At 48.0% G+C, this 14,643-nt stretch carries 17 protein-coding genes; 9 read left to right on the forward strand and 8 right to left on the reverse strand.

Annotated elements, in window-relative coordinates:
* From proB to TSUB_RS03945, 3 genes are all read left to right on the forward strand, one after another.
* Entirely contained in the window at positions 1 to 1,107 is a 1,107-nt protein-coding gene (gene proB / locus TSUB_RS03935) for a glutamate 5-kinase (protein ID WP_087024933.1), read from the forward strand.
* Positions 1,108 to 1,193: 86 nt separating this feature from the next.
* Positions 1,194 to 2,219, forward strand: a complete 1,026-nt coding sequence (locus tag TSUB_RS03940) for an IS110 family RNA-guided transposase (RefSeq protein ID WP_221274520.1) — start codon at positions 1,194 to 1,196, stop codon at positions 2,217 to 2,219.
* A 298-nt stretch (positions 2,220 to 2,517) separates the two neighbouring features.
* A complete protein-coding gene (locus TSUB_RS03945) occupies positions 2,518 to 3,774 on the forward strand; it encodes a glutamate-5-semialdehyde dehydrogenase (protein WP_087016992.1) in 1,257 nt (418 codons plus the stop codon).
* A 150-nt stretch (positions 3,775 to 3,924) separates the two neighbouring features.
* On the opposite strand, the gene TSUB_RS03950 is transcribed toward TSUB_RS03945, so the two are convergent.
* The 4 genes from TSUB_RS03950 to TSUB_RS03965 form a co-directional block, all read right to left on the reverse strand.
* Positions 3,925 to 4,092, reverse strand: coding sequence for a DUF2897 family protein (locus TSUB_RS03950; RefSeq protein WP_159064784.1), 168 nt, complete (start codon positions 4,090 to 4,092; stop codon positions 3,925 to 3,927).
* A 199-nt stretch (positions 4,093 to 4,291) separates the two neighbouring features.
* The gene (locus tag TSUB_RS03955; protein WP_221274555.1) at positions 4,292 to 4,951 is read right to left on the reverse strand and encodes a M15 family metallopeptidase; all 660 of its coding nucleotides are present in this window, start codon (positions 4,949 to 4,951) and stop codon (positions 4,292 to 4,294) included.
* Positions 4,948 to 6,075, reverse strand: coding sequence for a succinyl-diaminopimelate desuccinylase (gene dapE / locus TSUB_RS03960; protein ID WP_087016999.1), 1,128 nt, complete (start codon positions 6,073 to 6,075; stop codon positions 4,948 to 4,950). Before dapE ends, TSUB_RS03955 begins: the two co-directional genes overlap by 4 nt.
* A 9-nt stretch (positions 6,076 to 6,084) precedes the next feature.
* Positions 6,085 to 6,432: an ArsC family reductase gene (locus TSUB_RS03965; RefSeq protein ID WP_087017001.1), complete on the reverse strand. Its 348-nt coding sequence runs from the start codon at positions 6,430 to 6,432 to the stop codon at positions 6,085 to 6,087.
* A 263-nt stretch (positions 6,433 to 6,695) separates the two neighbouring features.
* Here TSUB_RS03965 and TSUB_RS03970 point away from each other — a divergent pair, with 263 nt between their 5' ends.
* Positions 6,696 to 6,977, forward strand: coding sequence for a winged helix-turn-helix domain-containing protein (locus tag TSUB_RS03970; RefSeq protein ID WP_087017003.1), 282 nt, complete (start codon positions 6,696 to 6,698; stop codon positions 6,975 to 6,977).
* A gap of 58 nt (positions 6,978 to 7,035) precedes the next feature.
* On the opposite strand, the gene TSUB_RS03975 is transcribed toward TSUB_RS03970, so the two are convergent.
* The 3 genes from TSUB_RS03975 to TSUB_RS03985 are packed head-to-tail and all read right to left on the reverse strand — an operon-like array spanning position 7,036 to position 9,630.
* Entirely contained in the window at positions 7,036 to 7,359 is a 324-nt protein-coding gene (locus TSUB_RS03975) for a DUF4156 domain-containing protein (RefSeq protein WP_087017005.1), read from the reverse strand.
* Complete coding sequence (locus TSUB_RS03980; protein WP_087017006.1) at positions 7,356 to 7,970, reverse strand: response regulator; 615 nt, start codon at positions 7,968 to 7,970, stop codon at positions 7,356 to 7,358. The genes TSUB_RS03975 and TSUB_RS03980 overlap by 4 nt, the downstream gene beginning before the upstream one ends.
* A gap of 4 nt (positions 7,971 to 7,974) precedes the next feature.
* Positions 7,975 to 9,630 (reverse strand): ATP-binding protein, encoded by a 1,656-nt coding sequence (locus tag TSUB_RS03985; RefSeq protein ID WP_159064785.1) that lies wholly within the window; start codon positions 9,628 to 9,630, stop codon positions 7,975 to 7,977.
* A 180-nt stretch (positions 9,631 to 9,810) separates the two neighbouring features.
* Here TSUB_RS03985 and napF point away from each other — a divergent pair, with 180 nt between their 5' ends.
* From napF to napC, 5 genes are all read left to right on the forward strand, one after another.
* Positions 9,811 to 10,296, forward strand: coding sequence for a ferredoxin-type protein NapF (napF, locus tag TSUB_RS03990; protein WP_087017009.1), 486 nt, complete (start codon positions 9,811 to 9,813; stop codon positions 10,294 to 10,296).
* Positions 10,293 to 10,559 (forward strand): chaperone NapD, encoded by a 267-nt coding sequence (locus tag TSUB_RS03995; protein WP_087017011.1) that lies wholly within the window; start codon positions 10,293 to 10,295, stop codon positions 10,557 to 10,559. The genes napF and TSUB_RS03995 overlap by 4 nt, the downstream gene beginning before the upstream one ends.
* A gap of 2 nt (positions 10,560 to 10,561) precedes the next feature.
* A complete protein-coding gene (gene napA, locus TSUB_RS04000) occupies positions 10,562 to 13,048 on the forward strand; it encodes a nitrate reductase catalytic subunit NapA (protein WP_087017013.1) in 2,487 nt (828 codons plus the stop codon).
* A 76-nt stretch (positions 13,049 to 13,124) separates the two neighbouring features.
* Positions 13,125 to 13,562: a nitrate reductase cytochrome c-type subunit gene (locus TSUB_RS04005; RefSeq protein WP_246616399.1), complete on the forward strand. Its 438-nt coding sequence runs from the start codon at positions 13,125 to 13,127 to the stop codon at positions 13,560 to 13,562.
* A gap of 8 nt (positions 13,563 to 13,570) precedes the next feature.
* Positions 13,571 to 14,176 (forward strand): cytochrome c-type protein NapC, encoded by a 606-nt coding sequence (gene napC / locus TSUB_RS04010; RefSeq protein WP_087017015.1) that lies wholly within the window; start codon positions 13,571 to 13,573, stop codon positions 14,174 to 14,176.
* Positions 14,177 to 14,220: 44 nt separating this feature from the next.
* Here napC and TSUB_RS04015 read toward each other — a convergent pair whose 3' ends face one another.
* The gene (locus TSUB_RS04015; protein ID WP_087017017.1) at positions 14,221 to 14,568 is read right to left on the reverse strand and encodes a DUF2956 domain-containing protein; all 348 of its coding nucleotides are present in this window, start codon (positions 14,566 to 14,568) and stop codon (positions 14,221 to 14,223) included.
* Between the last annotated feature and the right edge of the window lie 75 nt (positions 14,569 to 14,643).

Raw genomic sequence — 14,643 nt, forward strand, 5'->3', positions numbered from 1 at the left:
ATGATGCGCAGTCACACTATTGTCGTAAAATTGGGAACCAGTGTGTTAACTGGGGGTACGCAAAAAGTTGATCGTGCCCATATGGTTGAGCTGGTTCGCCAATGTGCAATGCTACAACGCCAAGGCCACAAAGTGGTTATCGTTTCCTCAGGCGCAATTGCCGCTGGCCGAGAGCATCTCAATTACCCCGCCTTACCCAATACCATCGCAACAAAGCAGATGTTGGCTTCAGTTGGTCAATCTCGCCTTATCCAAGAATGGGAACATCTGTTTGCTATTTATGGCCTCAATGTCGGTCAAATGCTGTTAACAAGGGCAGATCTTGATGATCGCGAGCGTTATCTGAATGCACGAGATATGATTCAAACCTTGCTTGAACACGGCATTATCCCTGTGGTTAATGAGAATGACGCTGTTGCAACCACAGAGATAAAAGTGGGTGACAACGACAATCTATCCGCATTGGTCGCGATTCTCGCTGAAGCGGACCAATTGTTACTGTTAACTGATCAGCTAGGGCTCTTTACCGCCGATCCGAGAAATAACCCAGAAGCAGAGCTGATTCGAGAAGTGCATACGATTGATGAAACGCTGCACAAGTTGGCGGGTGGCAGTGGTACAAACCTTGGCACCGGCGGCATGGCGACAAAGCTGCAAGCTGCCGACGTTGCAAGGCGTGCAGGTATTGAAGTCACTATTGCCGCGGGAAGTCGTCCTGATGTCATTACCGATATTGCCGCTGGAGAAGCGGTAGGGACACGTTTTTTACCGTTGGAATCGCCGCTTGAGAGCCGTAAGCGTTGGATACTCGGTGGTCCCGCAGTACAAGGTCAGTTAATTATTGATGCGGGGGCCGTGACTGCTGTCACCCAACGTGGGAGTAGTTTGCTGGCCAAAGGTATCGTTGCTGTCAGTGGGCAGTTTGCACGTGGTGAAGTCGTACATGTGAACACCTCAACGGGTCAAACAGTCGCGCGCGGTATTAGCCGTTACGGCTCTGAAGACTTGAGTAAGATAGCTGGAAAGCATAGCCAAGATATCGTAGAAACTTTAGGTTATGAGTATGGGCCAGCGGCGATTCATCGCGATGATATGGTCGTGATTTGATGTAATGGTCTTCCCTCGCACTAATCGGCATCGCAATGTGCCAAGATAGCGTTGATAAATCGCCTATCTAAAAACGAGGGAAGACCATGAATAAGTGTAAAACCATTGGTATCGATTTAGCAAAGAATACTTTTTACTTCATCATGTTGGACAAACAGGGTAAGCAAGTTGAGAGAAAGAAATTAAATCGACAACAGCTCATTGGCTATCTCTCGAAGCTAGAGACTTGTGTCATTGCGATGGAAGCATGCGGTACAGCGCATTACTGGGGACGAAAAATAGGCCAGCTAGGGCACTCTGTTGTATTACTTCCCGCTCAGCATGTGAAAGGCTATTTACGAGGCCAAAAGAATGACTATAACGATGCAAAGGCCATCGCAGAAGCGTGTCAGCACGGTGCGATTCGCCCCGTTGCGGTCAAATCCCTAGCGCAGCAAGACGACCAAACTTTTTTGCTCATGCGTCAACACGTGAGTAGTGACAGAAAGCGCTTAATCAATCATGTGAGAGGGTTGCTGGCGGAGTATGGGGTAGTGCTGGCGAGAGGAAGTCAGGTATTGCGTAAATCGCTGCCTTTTATTCTAGAAGATGTTGAGAACGGCTTAACCGACGAATTTCGAGCGCTTTTATTCAGGCAATACACACAACTCGAAAGGCTTGACGAAGAGCTACAGTGGTACGACGAAAGGTTGGCCGAAAAAGTGAAGCAAAAAGACGTTTGTCAGCGTTTGATAAAAGTGCCAGGTATTGGTCCCGTGGTGAGTTTTTCCTTAAGAGCCTGGATGGGAAGTGGTGAGCAATTTAAACGAGGGCGTGATGCGTCAGCAGCCTTAGGTTTAGTGCCCAAGCAATTTAGCACGGGAGGTCGAGAGGTATTGCTTGGCATTACAAAGCGAGGGAATCAGCAGTTAAGGTCATTCGTGGTTCATGGTGCAAGAGCGGTTGTGAGTCGAGCCGATGGCAAAACAGACAGGCTTAGTCAATGGATATTGCGGCTGGTTGAAAGGCGAGGTTTTAACAAGGCTGTGGTGGCGCTGGCGAATAAGATAATCCGTATCGCGTGGGTCATTATCTGTCGAGGAGAAAGCTATAAAGCGCCAGCGGCGGTTTAACAGAAAGATTTAACTAAAGCGTCACACACCAGATATTGCGTAGATAGCAGTTTAGATGAAAAACAGGTAAGACCAGCATATAGGGACCCTGATATACTCAAAGGTTTACCAAAACCGTTAATTTGATAAGGGCTATATGCGCGAAGTGTCATCAAGGCCAGAAGCCACACGAGCTTCACGCATAGGCCGGATATATGAAAGCAACCTGTCCCTTTTATCGACATTGGTATCTTGCCAATAGAGGGAAGACCATATATGAGTATATATTAAAGTGAATTAACACATGCAAGGAGACATCGTGGATCTGATTACTATGGGGCAAGCCGCCCAACAAGCCGCTTTTGAACTTGCCACTGCTTCAACCGCTCAGAAAAACAAAGCACTGTTGATTATTGCGGATGAACTGGAAGCAAATGCGGAGACCATTCTCGCGGCCAATGCGAAAGATTTAACAGCAGCAGAGGCGGCTGGGATCCCCGCAGCAATGCTCGATCGTTTAATGTTGAACACTGAGCGTTTGCAAGGCATTGCTGACGATGTCCGTAATGTTGTTGCATTGCCTGACCCTGTCGGTGAAGAGCTCGATGGACGTATCCTTGAAAATGGGATGAAGCTGGTACGTCGCCGCGTCCCTTTAGGTGTGGTTGGTGTGATTTACGAAGCGCGCCCGAATGTCACTATCGACATTGCAGCGCTTTGTTTAAAAACAGGTAATGCGAGTATCCTTCGTGGCGGTAAAGAGACCTTTCATTCCAACATGGCGCTGGTGGCGGTGATTCAAACCGCTCTTGAGAAAGCCGCGCTACCGATGGCATCTGTCCAGTATATCAGTCGCCCTGATCGTGAGCTGGTTTCCCAGTTGCTCAAAATGGATCAATATGTCGACATGATTATTCCGCGCGGCGGTGCAGGCTTACATCAGATGTGTAAGGAAAATAGCACCATCCCCGTCATCATTGGCGGGTTTGGAATAAGCCATATTTATGTCGATAAAAGTGCAGATTTGCCACGCGCTTTAGACGTAGTGGATAACAGTAAGACGCAACGTCCGTCGGCATGTAATGCGCTCGATACCCTTTTGGTCGATCGCGCTGTCGCCGCAGAGTTCTTACCGCTGCTGACTAGCCGTATGAATGAAAAATCTGTGACCCTCGTTGCGACTGAAGAGGCATTTGGGCTGCTAGAGGGTAAGGCAGATACCTTGCGTCTCGCCGAAGCGGGAGATTTTGATACAGAGTGGCTCAGCTTTACCTTGGGCATCAAACTGGTTGATGGTGTCGAAGAAGCAGTGACGCACATGCGAGAGCATAATGCGAGCCACTCGGATGCCGTATTGACGAATGATATTGGGGTTGCAGAACGTTTCGTGAATGCAGCTGGGTCTGCGGCCGTTTATGTTAATGCGTCTACACGTTTTACCGATGGCGCTCAGTTTGGCCTGGGTGCCGAAGTCGCGGTGTCTACTCAAAAACTGCATGCACGAGGCCCGATGGGGTTAACGGAGCTGACGAGTTACAAGTGGGTGGGTCAAGCTGACTATTTAATTCGCAGTTAGTCATGCGAGCTTGGAAATCACGTGAACTTGGAAACAAAAAAGGAGCCCATTGGCTCCTTTTTTTTGCGATGTTGACTGCCTTTGTTCTGCACTCACTCTAATCCAAGAATGAGGTCGAAGAGGCTTATTATATGTAGGGTAGTACGGAGTTTAGTGTTTGGCAGAGTACTTTTTCTTGTCTGCTGCTAACAACGCATCCAGCTCTCGGTTCTTTGGAAGTACCGTCATATTTGCTGTGTATTTTAACGCCATTATATTGCCGACCAGAACACTGATCACAACAATACTGAGTACCCAAGGGTTGAATAGTAGCGCCATAATCATCTGCCTCACTTTGTTTGTTATTTAAACTAACTGTAACAAGGTTTTTCTGATTGGGCGAATATGTAAATTTGATTTCGGGCGTGAGTTGGCATTTTTAACCACAATAAAAGAAAGGTTTATTTTTTAACTTATTGTTATTTAGATGGTTTTATTTTTGATAGATCGGTAAAGTAAACAATGTTTGCAAAACTCGTCATTCGGAAATATTACAAATGTAACGCTGGTATACATCATTTAGGTGATTGATTAACCAGTCTTTTCCCGCAATATTCTCGGTTGCCAATAGATTTTTAAGGAAAGTTGGAGTGAGTTGGGAAAGGCACTTTTTACTGATAGGGGCATAAGAAAGGTGCCAAGGCTCGATACCAACACCACCCAAGTCGATACGATAAGGAAAAAAGAAACCAAATTGGTGCGCGTAGTTGGCTAACCATTGGGATAAAGGGTATTGGTGGCCGCCTTTCTGGTACTCCCAAGGCTCCAGTTGCAGCTTTGTGTCTGTGGGTAACAGTGCTTTTGAATAGACATCGATATCCGTCCCCCAGTGATGACGGCTAGCACCTGGCAGTGCTGACCAACGCAAGATCGCATGGACACGTTCGCCAATCTCTAAGCTTAAGGCATCAATAGGGTGAGAGTGGGCGTCAAGAAGTGGGCGCTCGCCGTTAAACTTGCCGTTCCAAATGGCACATTGGCGGTGAAAGTTTCGATAACCACTGGCGAGATCGATATGAATGTTATCCCGCCTCGCTGCATCACACATGGCACGAAATGCCGTTGCCGCCTCTGGATGGAGGCGGCTCTCTTTCTCTAAGTGGCTGTCATCGAGCCCGGCGAGCTGTGCTGGGGTCATTTCAGCAAATTTGCCAAGACATTTTGGTACATATCAGTCAGCTTTTCTAAATCAGCGATGCTGACACACTCGTTCACTTTGTGAATCGTTGCGTTGACGGGACCAAGCTCAATGACCTGTCCACCCATCTGTGCAATGAAGCGGCCATCGGACGTCCCGCCCGTAGTCAGGAGTTCTGGCTTCTTATGATTGACTGTTTCTACAGCATCGACAACCGCATCAAGTAGGCTACCTGCATCGGTTAAGAAAGGTTGGCCACTTAAGGTCCAGTTGAGGGTGTAATCTAGCCCGTGAGCATCCAGTACAGAATGTACTTTGCGACGAATCTCGGTGTCGGTCAGTTCGGTACTAAAACGGAAGTTAAACTGGACTGAAAAATCCCCAGGAATCACATTTGATGCGCCTGTTCCCGCCGCCACGTTGGGGATTTGGAAACTGGTCGGAGGGAAGTAGGCATTACCATTGTCCCATTTTGCTGCCGCAAGTTCGGCAAGAGCGGGGAGCGCTTGGTGAACAGGGTTATTGGCAAGGTGCGGGTAAGCGACATGTCCTTGGGTACCATGAACGATTAAGTCGCCCGTGATAGAGCCACGACGGCCATTTTTTACAACGTCGCCAACATAGTGCGTACTTGAAGGCTCACCGACAATACACATGTCGATGATCTCATCACGAGCCATCAAGGTGTCAACTACGCGTGTTGTCCCGTTGATGAAAGGACCTTCTTCATCCGAGGTGATTAAAAAGCCGATAGAGCCTTGATGATTTGGGTGTTCAGCGAGAAATCGCTCCACGGCCACAATCATACAGGCCAGTGACCCCTTCATATCGGCAGCACCGCGACCATGTAAGTAGCCATCAATTTCGGTTGGCTCAAAAGGTGGGGTATGCCATTGGGCTAGATCGCCAGCTGGGACGACATCGGTGTGTCCAGCAAAGGCAAATAAAGGGGCTTCAGTACCACGACGAGCCCAAAGGTTAGTGGTATCTTCAAATACCATGACCTCTATTTTGAACCCTAGTGCTTCTAGGCGTTCAATCATGACTTGTTGACATCCGGCATCTTCCGGCGTGACGGATTCTCTCGAGATGAACTCTTTCGCGAGTTCGATTACAGCTGACATTCGTGTTCCTTACTTAAACAGCGTCTGGTATTGGTCGGCCTTAAAGCCTACATGGAGTTGCTCGCCTACTTTGAGCACTGGGCGTTTAATCATCGCCGGTGCAGCAAGCATCAGAGATATCGCTTTTTCCGTATCAATATTCTCTTTATCGGCTTCGTCTAGCTGACGATACGTTGTTCCACGTTTATTGAGCAGGATTTCCCAGCCTAACGCATCAACAAAAGAGCGCAGTAACGCTTCATCTATGCCTTGTTTGCGGTAGTCGTGAAATTGGTACGCAACGGATTCGGCTTCTAGCCATTTCTTGGCTTTTTTGATGGTATCGCAGTTAGCGATGCCATACATGGTGACTTCCATTTTGTTCACTCGGTCTGTTCGGTTTTTGATGCCACAGTTATAACGATAATCGGTATGGATCACAAATTTGTCACCACTTTTTCTCGTTACCCTCTGCGGTGTATATGGATGGTTACAAAACGACTACTGCTATGAATAGGTATTGAATGTCAGTAAAAATGCGCACTTTTCTTGGTAATGAAACCGTCACTCCATTGATCAAACTCAACATCTTGATAGCGGAAGTCTGAATAATGTGACTTATATGATTGTTGGAGGTCTCAATGGAACTGAATCCTGTTTTTGCTCGTCGTCTTTATCTAGCACTGTTGGTCAACAAGATTGAGCGTCCGAATGTGCCTAAGTTAATAGAGTGCACAGGCTGGCCACGTCGTACCATCCAAGATGTCTTAAAGGCTTTGCCAGGAATTGGTATCGAACTGACCTTTATTCAAGATGGCAAACGCCATAATGATGGGTACTATCAGTTGTGTGACTGGGGGCCATTTGATCAAGATTGGGTCAGCGACAGACAAGCCTTGATTGAAAACACCCTGTTTACTTAAAGGCATATCGAGATGAGAAAGCCAGCGAAAGCTGGCTTTTTGCGCTTTTGACTGACCATTATGGGCAATCATAGATGTGACCAATGAAGGTCACAGAGGTTTCGAACTCCATTTGAGGCGAAATTTCGATACGATTGCCACCAATATGTATGGCATGGTTTCGAAGCTGGTTTAGCGCCCCTGTGGTGAGGTTGAAGTTTGTAATAAACCAATAGCTGTACCAGTGGCCTTCAGAGCCGACCCAAGTGTCGATGGGTTCGCATGACTGAGGGGTAACGGTGTTATCAAACACGATGGTGACATTCTCTGCGCCAGACTCTAGCGGGGTAACAGAACACCCCACCACCGCCAAGCAAAAGACCCCCAAAAGGCCTTTCTTCATTTTTGTGACTCCAGATAGAGTAAAGTTGCCGCCACTCTTGAGGGTGCATTAAGCTTTTTCAAGACACTTTTGACGTGGACTTTGACTGTTGATTCAGAGATGAAGAGTTTATCGGCGATCTCTTTGTTGCGAAAGCCCTCCGCGACAAATCTCAGTACTTCTGTTTCTCGCTTGGTCAGCTCAGGAAGCTGAGGGTGTGCATTGAGGATGTCGGTGAGTTGCGCTTTTACCGACGCACTATAAGCGTGGTTTCCGTGTGTCATGAGTTGGCGCAGTTGGGTGATCATATCATCAGGGTTGTCATCCTTAAGTAAATAGCCATCCGCGCCCGCTTGAACAATTTGACGAATATCACTGGCATCATCGGAGACGGTGAGGATAACGACCCAAGTCGTTGGGTTAATGTCTTTGATCTTTTTTAATGTCTCTAAGCCATTCAGGCCGCGCATGTTGAGATCAAGTAACACGAGGTCATAGGGTTGCGTAAATTGCATGGCTTCATCACCACTGGCAAGATCACCGCATACCTCAAAATCAGGCTCAGCATTTAAAAGTTGACGTAGCCCTTTTCGTAATAGGGGATGATCATCGACAATTAAGACTTGCCACATTGTTTTATTGCTCCTCATTGATGGGGCAGGTAATTGTAATCTTTGTCCCTTGCCCTTTGTCACTCTCAATCGCGATATTCGCCCCGACTAAGGCGGCGCGTTCATTCATAATCGTCAGGCCATAATGTTTATCGACGGGAATCCGAGGGTCAAAGCCGATCCCGTTATCTGTGATCTCTGCGGTTAAAGTACTTGTTGATTGATGAATGTTGACGGTTATTTCAGATGCATTTGCGTGATGGATAGCATTCGCGACCGCTTCACGAATGATATGCAGTAAATGTGGTTGTGTTGCTTTATCTAACGTGAGCTGGCTTACCTGATTTTCAATGATGAGGTTGCCTTGCTGTTGATAGGGCGAGAGCATTTGGCTGAGCGCGATAGCAAAAGGTGTATCTTCGAGAGAGAGTCTAAACGCGGTGAGTAGCTCGCGCAGTTGGGTATAAGCGTCATTCAGCCCTTGCTCTAACTGCAAGAGGGCATCAGGTGGTGCACTGTAATGCCGCTTTAGTAGCGACACTTGGATTTTCAAGAAAGAGAGTGATTGTGCTAGCGAATCATGAAGTTCTCTGGCGATATGGCTGCGCTCTTCCATCATGGCAAGATGTTGCGCGTTATGCTGACTTTCAGTGATCAGGACACTCCGCGCGAGTAGTTGACAGGCGTGGAGAAGTTGCGCTTGATCCGGACAGGGTAGATCAAACTGCCACTGGAGATCGCCAAGGTGGCGTCCTTCTGCATAGATTGGCGCGAGCTGCCATTTTGTTGAGCTAGGGGCGCCTTTAGTCAATGTCCACGTGTTCGGGGTGATGATGGTGAGCTTAAGTGCTCGAATGCCCTCGATCATCATTAGTTTGTCTAGCACGAGATCGAAGTGATCAACTTTTATCGGGTGTTGTGCCATGGCCGCCGAGCACTCATACAATAGCTGTAGCGTATGGTTGCTGTGGGCGAGTCGGTGTGTCTTTTCCTCTACTTTCATCTCCAGTTCGTTATAGAGCTGCGCCAGTGAGGTCGACATGGTGTTCATGGTATTGGCTAACTCTGTTAACTCGAAATGATTGGGTAAGTGGAGTTGCGTTGAGAAATCGCCTTCGGAAAGTGATTTGCTTGCTGCGACCATTTGATGGAGAGGCGCGACGATATGGCGTTTGGAGAACTGCAAAGTCGTGATGACAGTCAGAACAATCAAGAGAAGCGTTCCTCCGCCCATTGCCGCCAAAATATGGAGTTTTTGATTAGTATGTTGCTGAAGTTGCAGCACAAAAGCGTCAATTTGATCCACAAATAGCGGTAAGTATTGATTGTACTTGGCATAGTCTTGCGCTTGGATAACATCGAGCAGTGCAAACCATTGTGCATGTAGCGCTTGATACTGGTGATGGATGCTATCGGGGGCAATAACATCAATGATTTCGCCCAGATGCGTAAAACTGGCCGACATCGTTCGCTGGTATTCAACCAATAGTTCTGGATGGTACGTAAAGGAGTGGGCGAGGCGGTAGCTCTGCATTCGCAGTGAACCCGCGACGTTAATTGCTTCAGCATCATTGATGCTGGAGAGATAGAAAGTGATCGCAATAACGACGGTAATCGTAGAGAAACCAATAATACTGAAGAGCATCATCGCCAATCTTGCGGTGATTCCTCTCTTGGCCATGCGTGGCGTCCGACTATTCATTTTTAATACGTTAAATATGTGATCTCAATCGGTTAAATTCTTTGACCTAGTACAAGTCTACCCTACAAATACCCCTTTGGGGTTATATCTCCTTTTTCTTTGCCCTCTAGACTAGAGAGTAATGATCAATTTCTTGAGCGATTTATCAATCGCGGTGTCATGGATTCTTCAAAACGTCAATTTTGGAAGCGCGCGCTCGGTCAAAAACGGTCGCCAAATGAAGTGAGTTTGCCGTGGACGCAGGCGGACTTCACAGAGCGATGCACACGCTGCCGAGCGTGTGTTGATGCTTGTGAAACGGCTGTTATCAAGGTCGGTGATGGCGGCTTTCCTGTGGTCGATTTATCACAAGGTGAATGCACTTTCTGCTATGCCTGCGCAGCACATTGTGACGTTGATGGTTTGTTTTCTTCTCAGTCCGAGACACCTTGGCAGCATAAGGTCCAAGTGCTTGATGCTGTCTGCCTGCCCTATCAGCAAGTGACTTGTCGCAGTTGCAGTGATAGCTGTGAGACGAGAGCAATTCGATTCCAGTTACAGTTAAAGCAGGAAGCGACGCCGGAAATAGATATAAATCAATGTACTGGGTGCGGTAGCTGTGTCTCTGTATGCCCGACAAACGCAATTGAGGTGGTATCAGCATGAGTGAATATCACGTGAGCAGCTTGGTTGTTCATGCTGCAACGGATCAAGTCGAAACACTAAAGCGCCAGTTAGAAGCAATGCCGGGGACAGAAGTACCGGCGGTAAGTGAGGTGGGCAAAATGGTCGTCGTGGTTGAAGGTGATAGTCGCCAGTGCCTCGTTGATCAATTTGAAACCATTCGCCAGTTACCAGGGGTACTTGCTGCCACCTTGGTCTTCCATCAACAAGATAATTCGTTGGCTGAGCCAGCCAGAGGAGTGTAGCCATGACAGTATCGCGTCGAAGTTTCTTAAAAGCGAATGCCGCAGTCGCGGCAGCATCGGTAGCGGGTGTATCGCTTCCAACTGCGATAGCGCAAGCTGCTGAAGGCGACAATTCGGTGAAGTGGGATAAAGCACCTTGCCGTTTTTGTGGTACTGGATGTGGTGTGCTGGTGGGAACACAAAATGGCCGAGTCGTTGCGTCTCAAGGAGACCCACATGCCCCGGTTAATAAGGGGTTGAACTGTATTAAAGGTTACTTTTTACCCAAGATCATGTACGGAGAAGATCGTCTGAACCAACCTATGCTGCGCAAAAAGGATGGGGTATACGATAAAAATGGCGAATTTACTCCGGTCAGTTGGGATGAAGCCTTTGATGTGATGGCGGATAAGTTTAAAGCGGCATTGAAAGAGAAAGGCCCAACGGCGGTGGGGATGTTTGGCTCTGGACAATGGACGGTATGGGAAGGTTACGCCGCTGCGAAGCTTTATAAAGCTGGCTTTCGTTCTAACAATATTGATCCAAATGCGCGTCACTGTATGGCGTCGGCAGTTGTGGGGTTTGGCCGCACCTTTGGTATGGATGAGCCGATGGGCTGTTATGACGATCTGGAGCAAGCTGACGCGTTTGTCCTATGGGGAGCAAACATGGCAGAAATGCACCCAGTGCTTTGGTCTCGCCTGACCGATCGTCGCCTTTCTGCGAAACACGTTAAAGTCGCGGTACTGTCAACGTTTGAACATCGCAGTTTTGAACTTGCTGACAATGCGATCATTTTTACCCCGCAATCTGATCTCGCCATTCTTAACTTTATTGCCCACTACATCATCAGCAACGACAAAGTGAACAAAGACTTTGTTGAAAAACACTGCAACCTGGTGAAAGGCGCGACAGATATCGGGTATGGCTTGCGCCCAGATCACCCTCTGGAGAAAGCAGCAGCGAATCCGAATGACGGCAGTGCAACGCCAATTAGCTTTGAAGCGTTTGCAAAGTTTGTCGCCGATTACGATGTGAAAACGGTCTCAAAAATGTCGGGGGTGCCAGAAGATCAACTGATCGCGCTCGCCGAGATGTACGCTGAACCAAAAGTGAAAGTTGTCTCTTACTGGACCATGGGATTCAACCAGCACACGCGTGGTGTGTGGTGTAATAACTTGGTTTATAACATTCACCTGCTAACAGGTAAAATTTCTCAGCCCGGGAATGGCCCATTTTCATTGACGGGTCAACCTTCTGCCTGTGGTACCGCCCGTGAAGTGGGGACTTTTGCACACCGCCTGCCTGCAGACATGGTAGTGATGAATCCAAAGCATCGCGAAATGTGTGAGACACAGTGGAACATTCCGGCCGGTACCATTCCTGATAAACCGGGTTATCACGCAATTTTGCAGGATCGAATGCTGAAAGATCGTAAGTTGAATGCGTATTGGGTGATGTGTAACAACAATATGCAGGCGGGGCCAAATATCAATGAAGAGCGTTTGCCTGGTTATCGCGATCCAGAAAACTTTATTGTCACTTCTGACCCCTATCCAACCGTCACGGCCATGGCGTCGGACTTGATCTTGCCGACGGCTATGTGGGTTGAGAAAGAGGGAGCCTACGGTAACGCCGAGCGCCGAACACAGTTTTGGCACCAACAGGTGAAAGCACCTGGCGAGTCAAAATCTGATCTTTGGCAGTTGATGGAGTTCTCTAAGCGTTTCACGGTTGAAGAGGTTTGGCCTGAAGATCTGCTTGCTAAGAAGCCAGAGCTTCGCGGTAAAACGCTTTATGACGTGCTGTATGCTAATGGAAAAGCCGATCAATTTAAGCTTGATGAGATCCCAGATGATCGCCTCAATGACGACGCTCGCCACTTTGGCTTCTACGTTCAAAAAGGCTTGTTTGAAGAGTATGCCTACTTTGGACGCGATCACGCCCATGATCTTGCTCCTTTTGATATGTACCACGAATCGCGCGGTATGCGTTGGCCTGTTGTCGATGGCAAAGAAACATTGTGGCGTTATGCCGAAGGGCATGATCCCTACGTGGAAAAAGGGGATGGATTCGCGTTCTATGGTAAGCCTGATAAGAAAGCCGTGATCTTTGCATTACCCTTTGAACCCGCTGCGGAATCACCAGATGCTGAGTATGACTTGTGGCTCTCGACAGGGCGTGTGCTCGAACATTGGCACACCGGCACCATGACCCGTCGCGTGCCCGAACTCTATCGCTCCTTCCCTGATGCTGTGCTGTATATGCACCCGCTAGATGCGAAAGCTCGCGGCTTGCGTCGTGGCGATAAGGTCAAACTGGTTTCCCGTCGTGGTGAAGTAGAAACGCATCTCGAAACACGCGGCCGCAACAAAGTACCGCAGGGGTTGGTATATATGCCTTTCTTCGATGCTGGCCAGTTGGTAAATAAAGTGACACTCGATGCCACTGACCCACTTTCTAAAGAGACCGACTTTAAGAAGTGTGCGGTAAAAGTGATGAAAGCCTAACTCATTCTGCCTATCGATAACGGTTGGTGAGGATAGGCAAAACTGTTTTGATTTAAACGCTCTTAGGGAGTCACGAATGATGATGAAACGAATGATCCTAGTGCTGCTGATGCTGGGCAGCGTTTCTGCGGTAGTGATGGCACAAGTGCAATCGTTGCGCGGTAATCAAGATATTGGTGATACGAATACGGCACCAAGTATTAAGGTGGTACCGAAGCAGCATGATAAGTACGCGTTGGACTATGTTAATCAGCCGCCGCTGGTGCCGCATGCGGTAGAAAACTATCAAATCAATCAAGCGAATAATGCGTGTTTGCAGTGTCATGATGTCGATACTTATCGTCAGACTGGTGCGCCAAGGATCAGTCCGACCCATTACATGGATCGCAATGATGTTATGTTGACCGAGGTCGCACCGCGTCGTTACTTCTGCTTACAGTGCCATGTAACGCAGAGTGATACTCAGCCTCTTATTGGCAACGATTTTGTCCCCGCAGGTAAATTCGGTGAATAGGAGGCAACATGGGATTGATTAAACGCTTTTGGCGCTGGTTTAGGAAACCCGTCAATGTCGCTGTTGGCACCTTACTCAGTTTAGGCTTCGTGGCGGGTATCATTTTTTGGGGGGGCTTTAATACCGGGATGGAGATGAGCAACACAGAAGCGTTCTGTATTAGTTGCCATGAAATGGAAGTGAATGTCTACGAAGAGTATGTCACCACGATTCATTACACCAATCGCTCCGGTGTACGTGCAACCTGTCCAGATTGTCACGTCCCTAAAGAGTGGACGCCAAAGATGATTCGTAAAATTCAAGCATCGAAAGAGTTGTACGGTAAGGTGTTTGGCCTGATTGATACCCCGCAAAAGTTTGAGGATCATCGGTTAAAAATGGCTGAACGTGAATGGGCGCGGATGGAGGCGAACGATTCACAGGAGTGTCGAAACTGTCATAACTTTGAGTATATGGACTTCACGGCGCAACGCACAGTCGCCGCGCAACTTCATGACTTAGCAGAAGAAAATGGCCAGACATGTATCGACTGTCACAAAGGGATTGCACATAAATTGCCGAAAGGCCATGAAGTCGTTCGCGAGTTCCCTGACCTGACTTCATCGGGTCAATAGCAGGATAGCAACTGGCAAGGCGCCTTCTTGCCAGTTGCGTCTATTTACTGACTCAAAAAGTATGCAATAAATCCCACCCATGATAGTGCCAATAAGATCCAAGGAAGTTTAGAAGGGGCATGCGTTTCAATATGTGTTACCTCTGCAGTGGTGTCTGGCGCGACTGAAGGGGCAGTCTCTACCTGTGTTGCTTTTGCTTTCTGCCTTTTCTTTTGAGCCTTGTCTCGCTCACGTGCTTTGGCTTTGTGTTGTTTTTTGTACTGCTCTATGCCTTTTTGAATACCTGCGGCAATCAGTTTCGTCTGCTCTTTCGTTTGTCCCGGCTTTTGCGTCGCCTTCGCGATAGCCATGGCTTCTTGTTGTGTTTTGGGGGAGGTCTTTGGGTTCGCCATAGTGTGTCCTATTGACTAGTCTTAGCGCTATTGTATCAAGAATCGATGACTTTTCCCGCCTATTCAACCCGTTAC

The organism is Thaumasiovibrio subtropicus, from assembly GCF_019703835.1.
In the GTDB taxonomy this organism is placed as follows: Bacteria; Pseudomonadota; Gammaproteobacteria; order Enterobacterales; family Vibrionaceae; genus Thaumasiovibrio; species Thaumasiovibrio subtropicus.